Origin of the sequence: Chthonomonas sp. (assembly GCF_035294505.1) — a bacterium.
Classification (GTDB): Bacteria; Armatimonadota; Chthonomonadetes; order Chthonomonadales; family Chthonomonadaceae; genus Chthonomonas.
The window spans coordinates 1-17,965 of record NZ_DATGKU010000200.1 but is presented as its reverse complement, the minus strand read 5'-3'; the positions used below and the strand labels follow the sequence as shown (position 1 = coordinate 17,965).

General features: G+C 56.0%; 16 protein-coding genes and 1 rRNA gene. 12 read left to right on the top strand and 5 right to left on the bottom strand.

Annotation, left to right across the window (positions count from 1 at the left end):
* The first annotated feature begins 12 nt into the window (after positions 1 to 12).
* A complete protein-coding gene (serA, locus tag VKV18_RS12610; RefSeq protein WP_324204551.1) occupies positions 13 to 1,611 on the top strand; it encodes a phosphoglycerate dehydrogenase in 1,599 nt (532 codons plus the stop codon).
* 149 nt (positions 1,612 to 1,760) lie between these two features.
* Positions 1,761 to 2,798 (top strand): Gfo/Idh/MocA family oxidoreductase, encoded by a 1,038-nt coding sequence (locus VKV18_RS12605; protein WP_324204550.1) that lies wholly within the window; start codon positions 1,761 to 1,763, stop codon positions 2,796 to 2,798.
* Positions 2,799 to 2,923: 125 nt separating this feature from the next.
* Here the strand turns inward: VKV18_RS12605 and VKV18_RS12600 are convergent, their stop codons facing one another.
* Entirely contained in the window at positions 2,924 to 3,970 is a 1,047-nt protein-coding gene (locus VKV18_RS12600; protein ID WP_324204549.1) for a Gfo/Idh/MocA family oxidoreductase, read from the bottom strand.
* A 391-nt stretch (positions 3,971 to 4,361) separates the two neighbouring features.
* Between VKV18_RS12600 and VKV18_RS12595 the strand changes: the two genes are divergently transcribed.
* Positions 4,362 to 7,814, top strand: a complete 3,453-nt coding sequence (locus VKV18_RS12595; protein WP_324204548.1) for a zinc-dependent metalloprotease — start codon at positions 4,362 to 4,364, stop codon at positions 7,812 to 7,814.
* 57 nt (positions 7,815 to 7,871) lie between these two features.
* Here the strand turns inward: VKV18_RS12595 and VKV18_RS12590 are convergent, their stop codons facing one another.
* Both VKV18_RS12590 and VKV18_RS12585 read right to left on the bottom strand, forming a co-directional pair.
* On the bottom strand, positions 7,872 to 8,519 hold the full coding sequence (locus VKV18_RS12590) for a flavin reductase family protein (RefSeq protein WP_324204547.1): 648 nt from the start codon (positions 8,517 to 8,519) through the stop codon (positions 7,872 to 7,874).
* A 10-nt stretch (positions 8,520 to 8,529) separates the two neighbouring features.
* Complete coding sequence (locus VKV18_RS12585) at positions 8,530 to 9,693, bottom strand: homogentisate 1,2-dioxygenase (protein ID WP_324204546.1); 1,164 nt, start codon at positions 9,691 to 9,693, stop codon at positions 8,530 to 8,532.
* A 253-nt stretch (positions 9,694 to 9,946) separates the two neighbouring features.
* Between VKV18_RS12585 and VKV18_RS12580 the strand changes: the two genes are divergently transcribed.
* The 8 genes from VKV18_RS12580 (at position 9,947) to VKV18_RS12545 (ending at position 14,539) form a co-directional block, all read left to right on the top strand.
* Positions 9,947 to 10,711: a hypothetical protein gene (locus VKV18_RS12580; protein WP_324204545.1), complete on the top strand. Its 765-nt coding sequence runs from the start codon at positions 9,947 to 9,949 to the stop codon at positions 10,709 to 10,711.
* The gene (locus VKV18_RS12575; protein ID WP_156415934.1) at positions 10,656 to 10,937 is read left to right on the top strand and encodes a hypothetical protein; all 282 of its coding nucleotides are present in this window, start codon (positions 10,656 to 10,658) and stop codon (positions 10,935 to 10,937) included. The genes VKV18_RS12580 and VKV18_RS12575 overlap by 56 nt, the downstream gene beginning before the upstream one ends.
* 18 nt (positions 10,938 to 10,955) lie before the next feature.
* Entirely contained in the window at positions 10,956 to 11,735 is a 780-nt protein-coding gene (locus tag VKV18_RS12570; protein WP_324204544.1) for an ABC transporter permease, read from the top strand.
* A gap of 10 nt (positions 11,736 to 11,745) precedes the next feature.
* Complete coding sequence (locus tag VKV18_RS12565; protein WP_324201312.1) at positions 11,746 to 12,018, top strand: hypothetical protein; 273 nt, start codon at positions 11,746 to 11,748, stop codon at positions 12,016 to 12,018.
* Positions 12,019 to 12,066: 48 nt separating this feature from the next.
* Positions 12,067 to 12,303, top strand: coding sequence for a hypothetical protein (locus VKV18_RS12560; RefSeq protein WP_324204543.1), 237 nt, complete (start codon positions 12,067 to 12,069; stop codon positions 12,301 to 12,303).
* A 40-nt stretch (positions 12,304 to 12,343) separates the two neighbouring features.
* Complete coding sequence (locus VKV18_RS12555) at positions 12,344 to 13,120, top strand: ABC transporter ATP-binding protein (protein ID WP_324204542.1); 777 nt, start codon at positions 12,344 to 12,346, stop codon at positions 13,118 to 13,120.
* Complete coding sequence (locus VKV18_RS12550) at positions 13,117 to 14,181, top strand: ABC transporter substrate-binding protein (protein WP_324204541.1); 1,065 nt, start codon at positions 13,117 to 13,119, stop codon at positions 14,179 to 14,181. Before VKV18_RS12555 ends, VKV18_RS12550 begins: the two co-directional genes overlap by 4 nt.
* A gap of 88 nt (positions 14,182 to 14,269) precedes the next feature.
* Complete coding sequence (locus VKV18_RS12545; protein ID WP_324204540.1) at positions 14,270 to 14,539, top strand: hypothetical protein; 270 nt, start codon at positions 14,270 to 14,272, stop codon at positions 14,537 to 14,539.
* A 15-nt stretch (positions 14,540 to 14,554) separates the two neighbouring features.
* Here VKV18_RS12545 and VKV18_RS12540 read toward each other — a convergent pair whose 3' ends face one another.
* Entirely contained in the window at positions 14,555 to 15,463 is a 909-nt protein-coding gene (locus tag VKV18_RS12540) for a PilZ domain-containing protein (protein WP_324204539.1), read from the bottom strand.
* Positions 15,464 to 15,693: 230 nt separating this feature from the next.
* Between VKV18_RS12540 and VKV18_RS12535 the strand changes: the two genes are divergently transcribed.
* Positions 15,694 to 16,971, top strand: a complete 1,278-nt coding sequence (locus tag VKV18_RS12535; RefSeq protein WP_324204538.1) for an MFS transporter — start codon at positions 15,694 to 15,696, stop codon at positions 16,969 to 16,971.
* An 881-nt stretch (positions 16,972 to 17,852) separates the two neighbouring features.
* Here VKV18_RS12535 and rrf read toward each other — a convergent pair.
* Positions 17,853 to 17,965 (bottom strand): 5S ribosomal RNA (gene rrf, locus VKV18_RS12530); the annotation flags it as partial.

Here is a 17,965-nt window from a genome sequence, read left to right as displayed (position 1 = left end):
GATGGAGAACCTATGGCGAAAGTGCTTGTTAGCGATCCGGTGGCAGAGGCCGGAATCGCTCCTTTAAGGCAGGCGAATGGGATCGAAGTGGACCTTCGCCCTGGCCTCAAGCCCGATGAGCTAAAAGCCATCATCGGGCAGTACGATGCCCTCATCGTGCGTAGCGAAACCAAGGTCACGGCCGATCTGCTCGCCCTTGCGGAACGATTGCGTATCATCGGCCGTGCCGGCGTGGGGGTAGACAACATAGATGTGGAGGCGGCCACCAAACGTGGCATCCTCGTGGTGAACTCGCCCGACGGCAACACCATTGCAGCGGCCGAGCTTACCGTGGGGCTTATTCTTGCCCTTGCGCGCCATATTCCTCAGGCAGACGCCAGCTTGCGTGCCGGCAAATGGGAACGTAAAAAGTTTCTCGGTAGAGAACTGCACGGCAAGACGATCGGCATTGTGGGCTTAGGGCGCATCGGCAGCGCAGTGGCTCAACGTCTCAAAGGATTTGAGGTAGAGCTTATCGCCTACAACCCCTTCGTCCCGGAAACGGTCACACGCCAGATGGGTGTTGAGCCGGTCACTTTGGATGAGCTTGTGGCACGCAGCGATTTCATCACCGTGCATACCCCTCTTAATGAAAGCACGCGCGGACTCATCGGCCCGGCGCAGTTCGCGCGAATGAAGGAAGGCGTCTACATTATCAACGCAGCACGTGGAGGCATTATAGATGAGGAGGCCTTGATGGAGGCGGTTCGCAGCGGCAAAGTGGCCGGCTACGCGCTCGATGTTTTTACCACCGAGCCGCCCTCACCCGAAAACCCGCTTCTGCACTTTCCGCAGTCCGTAGTAACCCCTCATTTAGGGGCCTCTACGGTTGAAGCCCAGATCAAGGTCGCCGTGGACGTGTCGGAGCAGATCGTGGAGTTTCTCCAGGGCCGGCCTGCCCGATCGCCGGTCAATCTTCCCAGCCTCTCCGAAGAAGAGCAGGCGCGTTTAGAGCCATTTCAGCGGCTGGCCACGGCCATCGGCGACCTTCAGATGCAGCTGGCCCTTGCCCAGCAAAAAGAGCGCCCCATCGCTGCAGTAGAGGTGGTATTTCACGGCGATTTCGGCGATCTTCCCACTCCCCCCATCACACGAGCCGTGCTCTACGGGCTTATGCTTCCCGTCCATGACGGGCGGGTCAATCTCGTAAACGCGCCCTATCTCACCGAGATGCGCGGCATTCGTGTGCTGGAACAGCGTCGTGAGGCCACCCCCGACCACACCTGCTTGCTTTCCGTTCATGCGCATACGGCCGCAGGAGAACGCGTTATCTGTGGCACCGTCTACGGTAACGAGCCACACATCGTTCATATTGACGGCTACCATGTGGACATCGTTCCCCACGGATATATGATCATCACGGAGCATACAGACCGACCGGGGATCATCGGGAAAGTGGGCACGCTCCTTGGCGAGGCAGGTATCAACATCGCAGGCATGCACGTGGGACGCGCCGCCATCGGTGGCAGAGCGATTATGGTGCTTATGATTGATGACCCGGTGCCTCCCGACCTCATGGAGCGCATCCGGGAGGTGGGAGGCCTCGAGACCGCCTACCTAGTCAAACTGTAGGTCGTCTCTTGATAGGGAGGATGCACACAATCCTCTGCTCTGCCTGCAGCGATAACCCTTAGAAAGCGGTAAAATAGACAGATGCAAGAGGCACGACGTTGTTGTGCCTCCCCCAAACATAAAACTCCGAAGCACGAGGTGCATTTCTCATGGCAAAAAAGAAGATAGGTGTTGCCATTATTGGAAGTGGCAGCATCGCTACCTATCGTCACGCGCCCGAATATGCGGCCCATCCGAATGTCGAGATCATCGCCTTCGTTGATCCCGTCATCGAACGGGCAGAAAAGCTAGCTAAGAAGTACGACGCCAAGGCCTTTCGCAGCCACGAAGAGGTTCTACAACTAAAAGACGTGGATGCGGTTAGTGTCTGTACCCCCAACGTCTACCACGCCCCCATCACCATTGAGGCCCTCAAGGCCGGTAAACATGTTTTGTGCGAAAAACCGATGGCGACCTCCGATAAAGAGGCTCGCGAGATGATCAAGGCGGCCGAAAAGGCAGGGAAATTCCTCATGATCGGCCACAATCAACGCCTAGCTCCCCTCCACATAAAAGCCAAACAGCTCATTAAAGAAGGCGTGATCGGAAAGGTCATCACCTTCAAAACCTCCTTCTGCCATCCCGGCCCCGAATCGTGGTCTATCGAAGGCCCTACGGGTTGGTTCTTCGATAAGAAGAAGGCCTTTGTCGGCTCTATGGGCGATCTAGGCGTACACAAAGCCGACCTCCTCCGTTGGTTGCTCGGCGAGGAGATCGTAGAAGTTGCCGCCATGGTAGACCACCTAGAGAAGCCGATGGGGGATGTAGACGACAACGCGGTTTGCATTCTACGAACGGAGAGCGGCGCTATCGGCACCCTCACCGCTTCCTGGACGCACTACCCCGGTGAAGACAATGCGACCTATGTCTACGGCACGCTCGGCCAGATTCGCATCGGTACCGACCCCCGATTCAGCGTGATCGTTCACCTTAAAAACAAAGAGAAGCAGTTTTACGAGGTGGGAGCGCTTCAGACGAATGAGGAGGGCGGTCAATCCGATTCGGGGGTGATTCGTGCCTTTGTGGAGTCGATCCTTACCAACACGCCGCCGGAGATCAACGGTGAAGAGGGGCGGCGGGCCTTGGCGATCATCCTGGCGTGCCTAAAGTCCTCCGAAACCAAGAAGTTCGAGAAAGTCGAAATTTAACCGGATCTGCGCCCAAGCGAAAGCAGGTCTGTCGTACGACAGACCTGCTTTTTAAATGCGACCTGCATGAGAGGTGGCGTTCAACCAGATAGGCCTCTTCTCGATGCCCTGTAGAAAGGCTGGCTTTACTCGTAGCGAACGCGCACCGGCTTGCCGGTCTCCACGCTTTCGTTGCCGGCGAGGGCCACAAGCGTAGAGCGAACACCATCGGCATAGGGGCAGAGAATGCCGGAGGCATCGCCGCTCTTCACGGCATCAATAAAGGCGCGGTCCTCCTTGGCGAAGATGTCCTCGATGTCGCCCCGAATCTCCTCCGTTCCCGGCTCGCCCTGGCGATAGATCTGTACATGGTGGGCCCAATCTGTGAACTTTGCCGTATGCTTGCTCGCCCAGATGTTCAAGAAAACGCCACCCCCCTGCTGGGCGGCACAGCAGGACATGATGTTGCCTACGGCGCCACTTTCGAACTGCAGCGACATGACCATGGCGTCGTCAATATTGTAGTTTGACACAAGGTTGGGCAGCTTTTGGTTAAAGCCACGTGCCGCAAAAGCAAACACCTCGACGACCTCCCCCATAAGGTAGCGGGCGAGGTCTACCGTGTGGATGACCTGCTCAACCATCTGCCCGCCGCTTTTCTCCTTCACCGGCCACCATAACCCGATGGGGTTGTTGGCAAAATAGTCTCCCTCGCGCTGCAGCGGTGGCCCTCCGATCCACCCTCCATCTAGGAGAATGCCGGTATCCCCTTTCAAAAGCTCCCTTACACGATTGATCGATTTGCGATAGCGATTCATGAAACCCGCTGAGGCGATAAGCCCAGAAGCCGTTACTTCCTTGCTGAGTTTGCGCAGATCGTCGGGATAGAGACCGAGCGGCTTCTCCACCAAAAAGTGAACGCCGGCTTCAATACAGGCGCGCTCCGGCGCTCCATGAGCGTAGGTGGGAATTAAAATATAGGCGGCGTCGAGCTGTTCCTTCTTCAGCATGGTGGCGGCATCATCGTAAACGTTCCCGCCACCATACTCCTCCGACCGCTTTTTAGCGCGTTCCACCACAATGTCGCAAAACGCTACCAGCTCTACGTCCTCCCACTTAGAAAGATGGGGCAGGTGGGCGCGCGAGATACCTCCACATCCGATAAACCCTACACGAACTTTGTCTTTTGGCATCGTTTTTTTACCAACTCCTTTTCCAGAGGCTGATCTTTAAGGCCGTTCATCGGCACACGATGAACTTTTTCTAAGTGGGTAATTCTTCATAGGCTTTGCCTTCTCCTGCCTAATCGCCGATTTGACATCATGCGGAGGCCATGAGCCTAAAGAGGTGCTAACAACCACATTCCTGCGTGGGTGACTCACCGCCATTTTGGCGAAACCTCTGCCCAATAACCGCAGTCTTGATTCCAGAAAAGTGCTTTCGCACCGTCCCAAGGGCCAACTTTTCCTTCCACTCGTCTTTTGGCACAGCCTTTCGATGCCTAGACGGGCGATTTTAGTGTGACAATGGTGTAAAATTAATTCGTGGGCATAAGTCCCCAGACTTGAGGAGATACGTACCTATATGAAACCGTTTGGGCGTTTTTGTGTTCTCGCAACTTTGCTGCTATGCGTCGCGCCCCTCTGTGGTGCCCAACAGCCTCCGCAATCGCAGCAAAAACAGCAGGCCTCATCACACAAAGTTACCTTGGCCATTCGCGCTAAGGCAGGTCAGATCGCACGCTATCAGCAAGAGGCCGATCTCAAGGTCTCTGCAGAAGGCATGAGTTTAGCGCTGCAGATAAAACAGACACAACGGGTGAAGTTTACCAATGTGGCCCCTTCCGGCGACGTCACCCTGGAGCAGACCACCGAATCGGGCGAAATCTCCACCAACGGCCACTCTACCCCCTTGCCCGATGAAGAGAAGACAACGGATGTGCTTGTCGTCCACCCCGATGGCACACTGGCCTCCTACAAGTCTGCCGAAGGCGAAGCGCAGGCGCGCGATTCGGTGCGCCTTATAGAGGCCACCAGTGTGGTTTTCCCCAAACAGCCCGTGGGGGTGGGAGATAGCTGGAGCTATACCTACCAGCCTAACGACAAACTCGGCATTCGTGCCGGCAAAGCCGATTTTAAGATTGATGGGGAGGAGACGGTCGCCTCTGCCGACACCTTTCGAGTGGAACTGAGTTTCACCGAAACCTCCGGTGAGCACCCGATTACGGCAAAGGGCACGTTGTGGATCGAGAAGTCCAGCGGAGATACCGTAAAATCCGATCTGCAGGTAGACAACGTGCCCTTCGGCGGGCCGGATGCTCCAACCCTCGCCAGCGGCCGCTTTACCTCTCAGCGAACCGAGGGTAGCCCCCTAGGCGACGTGAAGACCGGCGGGGTGGCCTCGGCCTCTGAGACTCCTAAGCCCAAAACCATAGACGACGAGGTGAAAGGCTTTGAGAAACTTCCGGGGTTTGTGACCATCTATCGCAAAAAGACAGATGAGGGTGATACCATTTATATGGAGATCCCGGAGGATTTGTTGGACAAACCTCTTTTTATGGAGGTAACGGCTCGCACCGGTACCTCGGCACAGATCGTGGCAGGCACGCCCATCAACGACCTGTTGTTCAAATTTGTAAAAACGCCCGACGGCAAGCTCACCATCGTGGTGCCCAATATTAACTTTCGCGTGCGCCCCGATACGCCTTTAGCGCGGGCGGTGAAGCGCTCCTTTGCCGATGCAGAACTCGAATCGTTTGTGATTAAAGCACAACAACCCGACCGAAAATCGCTACTCATTGATGTGAGCGACCTCTTTAAAGGAGACATCGCCCAAGTTACCGACATCTTCTCCAATCCACTTGGAGGGCTGCTCGGTGGGGGCGGCGGAGGCTATGCCCTCGACCGCAGCAAAACCTACGTTACCAGTATCAAGAATTTTCCTAAAGACCTTGTGGTAGAGACCCACTACAACTTTATGAAGATCGGGCGTGGTGGAGGAACCAGTTTGGCCGAGTTGTTAGGTGGCTCCAACAGCGTGCTCGCCGATGACCGCTCCATTCCCTTCATCGTTAACTATACGCTGTTCCCCTTACCTACCGACAACGGCTATATGCCGCGTTTGGCCGATCCTCGTGTAGGCTACTTTCAGGTGGACTTTCAAGACCTTGACGACGACTCGAAGGCCGACCAGTCCGTACACTACATCTACCGATGGCATTTGGTAAAAGCCAACCCGAACGCCCCGCTGTCGGAGCCGGTGAAGCCCATCGTCATGTGGCTCGACAACGCCATCCCGCTGCAGTATCGCGAAGCGATTAAGGAGGGCATTCTCTACTGGAACCGGGCGTTTGAGAAGATCGGGTTCAAAAACGCCATCGTGGTGAAGCAGATGCCCGACAACGCCGACTGGGATACGGCCGATATGCGCTATAACGTGGTGCGGTGGGTTACCTCGCCCTCCAGTGGCTACGCCGTCTCCCTCATGCGGGTTAACCCACTTACCGGCCAGATTCTCAACGCCGATATCACCATTGATGCCAACCTCGTGCGCTTCACCAAGGTGGAACAGCAAGTGGAGGTAGACCCAGCCTCCTACTTCAACGAGATGATGCAGCCGCTCTCGCCCAAAGAGCTTCTGAAACGCTCCCTGCAGGAGATGCGCTGCGACATGCCCGCCGAGGGGGTTCAGAACGCCTGGTTTGGCAGTATGGCGCTGAAACTGTTGGAGCCGGCCGGCCTCGTTAAAACCGATGAGGCAGCCTATGTAAACGACTACCTGCGCTCTGTGGTGGCCCACGAAATGGGGCACATTCTTGGGCTACGACACAACTTTGTTGCCAGCACCTATCACACCCTCGACCAACTCAAGAACGAACAGACCATAGATAAAACCGGCATCTCGGCCTCGGTGATGGACTATCTGCCGTTCAACATCTCAGCGCTGCGTCAACGCGGCGTTGCCTTCTGGACGCCCCGCATCGGGCCTTACGACGAGTGGGCTATCAAGTACGGTTACCTACCCATCCCCAATGCCAAAACCCCCGAAGCCGAGCTGTACACGTTGCACCAGATCGCCTCGGCCTGCAACTTGCCAGGGCACGCCTACGAAAGCGATGAGATCGCCGACCAGTTCGACCCCGATGTCACTCGTTTTGACTTAGGCGCAGACCCCCTCGTCTATTGGAAGCGCTCTCTCGACCTCTCGCGCTATCTTCTGCTCACTCTCTCGAAGCGGGTACCGGCGCCCGGCCAGAGCTACTGGGAATTCACTCGCGATTTCAACGGACTATTGAACATCCATGTAGCTTCAGCAGCACGCGCTGCACGCTACATCGGGGGTCTCTATGTGAACCGTAACCAGCGCGGCGATTACCTGGAACATCCCACGCTGCTGCCCATTCCGCGGGCACAGCAGGAGGCCGCTCTACAGCTCATCTGCACCTACATGCTCAGCTCTAACGCCTTCAACTTCCCGTCGAGCTACTACACCCACTTTACCACCAACCCAAACGCCGGGTTCGCCGTTATGCTGCAGCGACAGGACTATCCCATCTTCGACACGATCTCCAGCGCCCAAGAGAGTTGCCTTCGTTACCTCTTCAGCTCTATCACCCTTGACCGCATCGTGAACAACGAGTTCAAGGTAGGCCCGGCAAAAACGCTACCGCTTACCGAACTATTCCATACGGTGAACGCTGCCGTCTGGTCGGAGCTGGGCAACGGAGAGAACATCAACGCCTTGCATCGCGAACTGCAGCGCACCTACATAGATATCATGTCGGACATGGTCGTGAACCCAACCAATCCGGCTCCAGCGGATGCCAAAATGCTGGCCTGGTACCAACTGCGCACTTTGCGTAATGAGATAGAGGCCGACCTAAAGCGACCGCATGATGAATATACGCGCATTCATCTGGCCGACTGCCTTATGCGTATCAATCGCGCCCTGCATGCTCAACAGATCATCGGAGGGCCGCAAGGAGGAGCGGCGAACTCGTTGCTTCAACTGTTGCTCGGCGACCAGAAGCAGAAGTAACTTAAAAAACAAAACAGACAAACAAAGGAGGGTAGCTTCTTGACGAAGCTACCCTTTTTAAAGCTGCGGGCGCGGCATTTCAAACATGGCATCGGGCCGCGCCCGCACATACCAATCGCCGCCCATACGCCCAATGTAGTCCACGCGCGTTGCGTCTATACGGCCATCCGGCAGCAAAAGCGAGCGGGCTACGTGGAAATAGACCACCTCGCCTATAATATAGTTGGCCGATATGGGGCCTCCACCGTGTTCCACAATCTGAAACCGACGACACTCCATCGCCATAAGGCTCTCCGCAACACGAGCCGGTTTTACCTTCACAGAAGGTGTCGGCACGAAGCCGGCTTTCTCCCATTCGCTAACGCCATAAGGGTAGTCGGCAGAGGCCCGATTCATTCGCTCCGCCATAAAATAGCTCACCACCGAGATCGTGTACTCCCCTGTGTCGCGAATGTTGACCAGCGTATCTTTGGGCTGCCCATGGCGATTGTTGGTGGGGGAGATGACCACCGAAGGAGGGTTTGATCCTCCGGCCATGAAGAAGCTGAAGGGAGCTAAATTGGGCACTCCCTCTTTAGAAAGAGTTGAAACGAAAGCGATAGGCCTCGGGGCCACATGGTGCAGCAGCAGGCGGTAGACCTCCGGCGGCGTGAGGTCGGCAGGGTCTATACCCACAAACTCCTGCATGTTAGACGAGTTTTCCATTAATTTTTTCTTAACTCCGTGGCAGCCAGCTCTTGGGATAGGTTGGATCGTCAAACGCGAGGGCGGCTTCGGTGATCTGCAGTGGATAGAAGGTATCGAGCATCACCGCCATCTCTTCCGTACGCTTAAGGCCTAAGCTCGCCTCAACAGCGCCGGGTTGAGGGCCGTGAGGAAGACCGGCCGGGTGCAGGGTAATGGAACCGCGTTCGATGCCCCGACGGCTTGAGAAGTTGCCGTTCACATAGTAGAGCACCTCATCGCTATCCACATTGCTATGGTTGTAGGGAATGGGCACCGCTTCCGGATGATAGTCCAACATTCTAGGTACGAACGAGCAGACAACAAAGTTGGGGCCGGAAAAGGTTTGGTGCGTTGGCGGCGGCTGGTGCAGGCTACCGGTGATCGGCTCGAAGTCGTGGATGTTAAACGCCCACGGGTAGAGATAGCCATCCCATCCCACCACGTCGAAGGGATGAAAATTGTAGTGATAGGCGGTGAGGGCGCCCTGCGCTTTAATGCGCACCTCAAAATGCCCCGTCTCCTCATGCACCTCTAACGTTTCCGGAACGCGAATGTCGCGTTCACAGAACGGGGCATGCTCTAGCAGCTGGCCGTATTCGTTGCGATATCGCTTCGGCACCTCTATCGGCCCCCCAACGGCCTCAACGACCAGAAGCCGCATGGGGGAGTGCAACAGTTCCAACTGATAGATGGTGCCGCGTGGGATGACCAGGTAATCTCCCTCGCCAAACGTCAGCGGCCCAAACATGGTGTGTAGCGTGCCCTGCCCTTCATGCACAAAGATCAGCTCATCGCCATCGGCGTTTTTATAGAGATACGGCATGGTGAACTTGGGGCAGCACAGCGAAAGAGTGACATTGGCATTCACCAATAACGGAATGCGCCCGGAAATGGCATCGCCCTGGGGCTGAGCGCCCGCGGTGCGCAGATGGTGATGGCGTAGCGCTTGCCGATTGGCCAGTGCCGGCCGGAGGTCCATCAGCGGCTCGAAGTTCTGAACCTGCGTGGGCGGATGGAGATGATAGAGAATGGAGGCGATACCGGAAAACCCCTTTGTGCCGAATACCTGCTCGCTATAGAGCGTGCCATCGGGCTTGCGAAACTGGATATGACGTTTGCGCGGAACGGTGCCGCGTTGGACATAGTGTGGCATGGCTTTCCTCCTGCCCTACTAAAACATCGGGGTGTCGAAGCTCCGGTTAGGGGCTTGCACCACGGTTGAAACCTATTTGTGGATATTTAGGCGTACCACAAGTCACTTCCTTCTTTTCCGCTACTGTGCCCACCCCTCCCCGCAACGAAAGGGGCTAAACTCTCTCAAACAAATACGTGATTTTGTCTATGCACAAAAAAATGTCTATGATCTATTGCGCTCCTGTTCCCTCCTGTGTTAGAATAGAACTACCATGAAGCAGACACTGGTGCTACGCCTTGAAACAAATGAAGACCAGCAGCGTGCGTTGCTGGAAACCATCGAGGCCTTCAACGGCGCCTGCCAGCATGTGGCCGATGTGGCCTATACCTATCGCATCGCCAACAAGCTGGCCCTACAGCCGCTGGTCTATCAGGAGCTTCGCAATCGCTATGGGCTTTCCTCGCAGATGGCCGTACGCGCCATTAGCAAAGCCTGCGAGGCCTATAAGGCCGACAAAAGGGTTCACGTGCAGTTCGACCCTCATGACCCGATGGTGCTGGATCAGCGATTGGTTTCGTTTCGAGGGCTAACGCACGTTTCAATGCTCTGCCTATCGGGGCGGCACTACATTCCTTTTCGCTTCGTGCGCTACGCGCCCGCCCGCCCCGATCGCATTCCAGGGCAGGCCGACCTCATCCTAGAAAACGAAGAGTTCCTGCTTCATGTGTGCATAGACATGGAGACACCGCCACCCGAACCCACGGAGATGCAAGAGGTCTCGGAGGTAACCACAACACAAAGAGAAGATGAAGATGCAGAAAGGAATGAACCGGAATATGTCGGAGGAGACAGCCATTCAACAGCAGACTCTGGCAGCATATCAGCAGACGATCATCGCCAGTCAACAGGCCATCACGGCCACACAACAGACGATCCTCACCACGATGGAGCAGCTCCAATCGCAAATGGCCACCATGGAGATGGTGCTCGTAAACCAAGAGCGCATTCAAAATCGCCAAGAGGAGATCGTGGATAACCAGAAAGAGATTGTGAGCAACCAAAAGGAGATCATCGGCAACCAAAAGGAGATCATCGGTAATCAGAAAGAGATCATTGGCAACCAGAAGGAGATTATCAGCAATCAAGAGCGCATCCTCACGCGGGAAGAGAAGATTTTGGAGAACCAGCAGACCCTGCTGCATAACCAAAACGAGATACTCGGCAACCAAAAACGCATCCTCGCTGCGTTAAAGCTATCTTAGGAGAGTAAGAAGACCATTATGCGCTATCAAAGTAAGCCTTCTTCTACCTATGCGGTGCTTGCGCCTTTTGTGCTTTTCCTGTGCGCATTAGGCCTATGGTGGCTGTTGTGTGCTTTGCATCGGCTTCCTGCTACGGTCTTCCCTACCCCAGCCGACGTTTGGCATGGCTTTCAGGAGGAATGGCATTCTAAACGACTTTGGCAGGATATTATCGTTTCTCTATGGCGCGTGGCCGCCGGGTTCAGCATCGCCGTCCTCCTCGGCATCCCCATGGGCCTATGGCTCGGCCATAGCCCGTGGGTGCGCACGGCTCTCCTTCCCATCATCAACTTCTTCCGCAACCTATCGCCCCTCGCCTGGATAGGTTTTGCTATCACCTGGTTCGGCGTGGGCGATCCTCCGGCCATCTTCCTCATCTTTATGTCGGTGTTCTTCCCCATGGCCGTCTCGGTGGCCTCGGCCGTGGCCGCCATTCCGGAGGTCTACTTCCGTGTGGCGCACGACTTCGGCATTCGGGGAGTGCGCCGCATTCTTCTCGTTACGCTGCCTGCCATCACTCCGCAACTCATTACCGCCTTACGAGTTACTCTCGGCATCGCCTGGGTCGTGCTGGTAGCCGCCGAAATGGTGGGCACCCGTAGCGGCCTCGGTTTTGCCATCTATGACGACCGCAACGCCCTACGCCAAGACCTCCTCGTCGTGCACATGGTGGTTATTGGGCTTATTGGGGTGTTTATGGATAAGTTCGTCTTGCTGCTTGCGAAATCGCCCTCGGTACAGTGGGGCTATAGAAACTGAGGAGCACGCTATGACCTGGATCAAGATCGTTCAACCCAACGAATCGCCGGAGGTTCTAGAGGCGATGCTAAAGCAGGGGAACCTGTATCCACCAGAGTACAAGCTGCCGGTGGAGGCCGTGAAGGGCGAGAGCATCGTGCTCTCGCACAGCCTGCTGCCCGAAACGCTCTATCATGCCTTTGCGACCTTCGGTACCCTTATGTCGCCGGAACTGCCGCTTTCGCGCAAACAGCACGAGATGATCGCCGCCACCGTTTCCGTGCTCAACCACTGTTTCTATTGAACAGAGTCACACGTAGAGTTTCTACGTCGCGTTACCAAAGACGATGCGTTGGCAAACGCCATTCGCGAAGACTATCGAAAAGCCGATCTAGACCCTGCCGACAGGGCTATGCTGGACTACGTGGCCAAACTTACGCTTGAACCGGCCTCGGTAAGCCGAGAGGACATCGAGCGTTTGCGCGCGCACGGTTTCGATGACAAGGCTATTCTGCAGATCAACCTAATAGCCTCTTGGTTCAACTACATTAACCGTGTTGCGGACGGTTTGGGCGTGGGGCGGCCTTAAACCTTAAAGAAAACGATCATGAAACCATAAGGGGGTTTTTATGACACAAAGCGACCTCGCAACAACACATACCACAATGCAGACACCGCTCAACGGCTTAGCAGCGGTTACCATTAGGGAGCTGGAACACTCCTACGGCCCCTTGCGCGTCATCGAAAACTTTAACTTAGAGATCAAACGCCACGAATTTCTGGCCATCGTGGGACCTTCCGGCTGCGGAAAAACGACCCTGTTAAGTCTTCTCTCCGGCTACGAGCAGCCCACAAAGGGACAGATCGAGCGCCACGGGGAGGTCCGCATGATCTATCAACAGGGCGGGCTTTTTCCGTGGCTCACCGTGGCCGAGAATATCGGTTTAGGACTAAGACGCTTGTCGAAGGGCAGCGAGCGGCAAAAAAAGCTTGCCGAGATGCTTGAACTTGTGGAACTGCCCATGTTTGCCGATAGCTACCCGCACCAGCTTTCGGGCGGCATGAAGCAACGCGCGGAGCTTGCCCGTGCCTTAGCCGACGAGAGCGACATCCTGCTGATGGACGAACCCTTCTCTTCGCTCGACTACATCGCCCGACTGCAGCTACGACAAGAGCTAGGCCGAATTCTCTCGCTACGCCCGCGCACCGTGGTGCTTGTAACGCACGACCTGGAAGAGGCCGCCCATCTGGCCGATCGAGTTATCGTGCTTTCGGAGCGTCCGGCACGCATACAATGCGAGTTGGTGGTTAATGCGCCCCGTCCGCGCAATCTCACTCATCCTGCTGTTATCGAAACAACACAACGCCTTTTAATCGAAATGGGATTGGAAGGAGCATCAAAATGAAATCTACTCTCTGGAAACAGTTTCAGCGTTCTCCGCTGCTGCAGGGTTGCTTCGGTATGGTTCTTTCCCTCGTCGTGCTTGGCACCCTGCGGTTTTACTCAAACATCGCTGAGGCTCTCCAACAACACAACGGCCCACGAGAGGTGCTGAAGGTCGGCTTTTTGCCGGTTACTTGTCACCTCACCTGCCCTGTTACCGACTACGCCACGCGAACCAGTAAATTTGCTCGGTTTGAGTCGTGGCGGTTTATGGACTTCCCCACCCTCTGCGAGGCCTTCAAATCCGGGAGGCTGCAGGCCAGTTTTATTTTGGCACCGCTCGCCATGAAACTTGTGGAAGAGGGGGTGCCGTGTAAGATCGTCTATCTCGGCCATCGAGACGGCTCTACGCTTATCGTGCCCAAAAACAGCAAAGCCAAAAGCCTACGCGATCTCAAGGGCTGCACCCTAGCCATTCCCAGCTTTACCAGCAATCAGTATCTCGTTTTACGACGACGGATGGAACAGGAGGGTATGCAACCCAACGACATTAAGTTTGTTCAAATGGCCCCTCCAGACATGCCGGCAGCATTGGCTGCTCATGCCATAGATGCCTTCTTTGTAGGCGAACCCAACCCCGGCAAAGCCGAGATGATGGGCATAGGGCGACCGCTGTATTATGCTAAAGACCTGTGGCCGGGCTTTGTCTCCTGCGTGCTCGTGGTGAGCGATAAGCTGATTCACTCGAATCCGATGCTCGTTGCCGACCTCGTGCGCGGCATCGCCGATAGCGGTGCTTGGGCCGACAAGCATCGCATTGAAGCGGCGGAAGTGGTCGCTCCCTACTATCGCCAAGACCCAAAACTCCTGCGCTACGTGCTCACAACGCCTCCCGATCGCGTCAGCTACTCGATGCTCACCCCCACCGACAAGGACATGGAGGACATTATGGATGAAGCGGTGAAGGTGGGCGTTTTAAAGCACAAGCTCCCTCTCTCGGCCTTTCTAGACCGCAGCTTTATTCCAAAACACATTGTGCCCATAAAGATCACGCCGCCTCCCACCACGGCCCAAGCGGGCTGAACAGTTGGGTAGGGTTTCACCGTAAAAATAGAAGGGAAGCGACCGGAGGCTTCCCTTCTAAAACGGGTTATAAGGAGGAAACAGGAGGATGCGTGCTGCTGTAACCCGCATTGTGGCTTTGGTGGGTTTGCTGGCCCTGCTTACGGCGATATTGCCGGCGCAAGCGCAAACCTACCGCTCCACGAAGTTTCAGCAAGACCTACGGCGAGCGCAAACGCATCTGGCTGCCATGCAGCGACTGCTAAACCGCGTTGCCGAGCATCGCTCCCATCCTCAAACAGCACGGCATACAAATCGGCCGTCTCATCATACCGCTCGCACGAAGCAACACAAGGGCAGCGCCAGAAAGAAGCACTAGCAGGGTCACCTACTTCTAAACGAACCGGGAGGGACGACGACGCTGCAGTTCCTCCCGTTGTTTTTGAAACACGAAATGCATGATCTCCTCCTGCTCCCAAGGCTCGGGGGCAAGGAAGCTGCAGGTAAAACGAACGCCCAGTCCACAGCGCGTTAAGATGCGATCGCAGGTAAGCACACGCGCGCGCAGTTGGGCTTTTTCTAACCCAATAATCGGCAGATGCACGTTCAGTACGGTTTGAGGCGCCAGAAGCTCCGACAGCAGGGCCGCCGCTTGGGGGCTACCCTCACAGTGAAGTTCCGCTCGAAATCCACCCGCAGAGAGGTCACACAAGGTTGCATCGAATCGGTGCCGCAGGGTTTGCCTCTCTCGATTCTCTGCAGGTTTCGGCGCATCCTCAACCGTCTGACGAACCGGGGTCTCCTCGATACGTTCCAGGGTAACCGGCAACGCCACGGCAACGCGAGCGTATTGACGACGTTGAATGCGTACCGCCCACAACGGGCGCGTTGTTTTTATTAAAAGCCCTTGTGACCGAACATGGATTCCGCAGAGCCGAACCTCTGCGCGATAGATGGCGGTCTCTCCGGTCATCTCAACAAAGAGCAGACTCCCCCTCTGCATCCATTCGGCCATAGTTTCCGGCAGGCAGCTCTTATCGAGGTCTAGCAAGAAATAGAGGCGGTAGCGCTTGGCCGCCCATAAGGTGGCGGGAATGCAGAGCGACTCGGAATCGGTGCTCTTCGACAGCGGGCGCAACACAAGAGAGGAACTATGGTTCTGCCACAACGGCTCGGCAGATACCACCATACCGGCAAAGCGACGTCTGAGCCGTCGCCAGGCGTAGTAGCGGGTGCTCGACTGCCAAAGACCGATTAATGTAACGGTAAGTGCCCCCATGATAGCGGCCCAGAAAGCGACCACGCTTTTCTCCCTTCGCACGCTTTACTTAGTATGATTCGTCTATTCCACATCGTTCTTTAGTTATCTCTTTATTCTCAGGGAGCATTCGCAAGATGCGCGACAGACGAACTTGGCCGCGGACTTCTCCTACCTAGCCCAGACCGTGGCTTACCCTATATGGTTTCTGCAAGCAGGATACAGACGGCAAAACAGCGAATATAGTATGGAATCTTAAGGAGGACTGTTTGCCGATGTCGGCCCAATCGCTCTCCGAGCCTACCTCTCTGCGTGATCTCACCTCGCGCCAGTTGCAGGGTGGACTGGCCGCCTGGCTAGGCTGGCTTTTCGATGGCATGGATAGCACGCTCTATGTGCTGGTTGCCGGTTCGTTGGTGCCTATGCTGGTACCTGCTGGCACCCCCAAAGCAACCGTTGTGCACATCGGTAGTTACATTCAGGCGGCGCTTTTGGTAGGTTGGGCGTTAGGGGGCACTCTTTTCGGGCGCGTGGGTGATAGGATCGGGCGCAGTCGCACCATGGCGCTCACCATTCTGCTCTTTTCGCTCTGCACCGGGCTTTCTACACTGGCCCCTAACTGGCAGACGTTTTTAGGGCTTCGTTTTCTAGCCGCGCTGGGCATTGGCGGCGAGTGGGCTGCCGGTTCCTCTCTGGTGTGCGAAACATGGCCAAAGCGTTGGCGCCCGTGGGTAAGCGCCACCTTACAATCGGCATTTCAATGTGGCATTTTGGTGGCGACTTTAGCGGCCGGCGTTTTTGCGGCAAATCCGCGTCTGGTGTTTTTGGTGGGGGCTTTACCCGCTCTTTTGGTTTACTGGATTCGCCGTGCCGTTCCCGAACCGGAGGAGTGGACTATGGCGAAACAGCAGCAGCCCGATCCACCCATTATCGAGCTATTTCGCGGCCCTGTGCTCCGCACAACCATTCTTTCTCTGCTCATCTGTTCCGCCTCCCTCACCACCGTTTGGGCGCTTATCTTCTGGTATCCGCAGCAGTTACGGCAGCTTCCCGACATCGCGCACTGGAGCGACGTACAGAAGCAACACTATGTGGCCTTTGCCAGTCTCATCACCACCATCATGGCCATCGGAGGCAACTACTTTGCGGCCCTCCTTGCGCGTTGGTTCAACTATAAGATCGCCATCTCCATCACCTTTATTGGCGCCTGGCTTGGCATGTTAGCGGCCTATGCATTTCCGCACAATCACGTAACGATTCTGTATTACATCATTTGGGCCCATTTCTTCTCTCAGGGCGTCTTCGGGCTATACCCGCTTTACATCCCTCCTCTCTTCCCCACATTATTGCGTACCACGGGCGCCGGTTTCAGTTACAACACCGGTCGCATTGTGGCGGCCATCGGCACGGTGGTGTTTGGGGTTCTTGCGCCCGTCTCCAACTTTGCACGGGCCTTGGTATGGGTTGCATGGCTTTACGTGCCGGCCTTGTTTATTGCGCTTCTCATTCCTGAGCCTTCACAAGAAGGCCTACCGGAGCAAGCAGCCAGTTAGTTTGCAACTCTCTCCGTAGGGAACCGAGAGTAAGCCTATTGCTCTCCCCTTCCCCTGCAGGGGAAGGAAGTGGGGGGGTGGGACTGATAAGCAAGCTGGCCTCGTTCGCCCCCTATCCCGTCCTTTCCCCCGATTCGGGAGGTGCTAGCGCACGGCGATGCAGCGGCCAGGGAAAGAGACGATTACGGAAACTGGGCTGGCCGCTGAGATGCTCACCGCGAGGTGCCCCTCTCCCTGATAGGGGGAGGGGCGGGGGGGTGGGGGCATGAAGAGCCGGCGATACGACTGTCATTTCGAGCCGAAGCCGAGAGGAACAACTGTCATTTCGAGCCGATACCACCACTGTCATTTCGAGCCGAAGGCGAGAAATCTTGCGTTTCCATTCCGACCGGTTCTGAGGGATTGGGTGGGGCAGCAGAGACTGCCAATCTCACAGCTCTAGAGCAAGTTAGCAGAGTGAGCTTATCTTGTTCGTCCTCTATCCCAGCCTTTCGTCTTGCAGACAGCAACGCAGCGGCCAGAGAGATAGGGGCTGTAGAGACTGCTGGCTTCACGGTTCTAGAGGCAGTTAACCAAGCAAGTTAGCTTTGTTCGCCCCCTATCCCATCCTTTCCCCCGATTCGGGAGAAAGGGGGCGGTTGTGGTGAGTTCTCGAAGGGAAGCCTATCAAAAGAAACTGCCAATAAACTTATTGGTCTCCCCTCATTGGGGGAGGGGGAGGGCACCCTGCCCCAGAAAATCTTGCGATTTTCTGGTAACCCCTATGTCGGCCTTGAGCGCAGTCTCGTTGGCATTGAGGTTACCCGCTGACCGCCTAGAGACGTTAAACAAAACAAACCGCCGGGCGATCGGTGGGATCGCTCGGCGGTTTCGTGCAGAGTTTCTGGCAGCGTCCTATCTTCCCAGAGGGTTGCCCCTCCAGTATTTTCGGCGCAGACGGCTTTCACGACCGTGTTCGGGATGGGAACGGGTGGGACACCGTCGCCATGGCCAC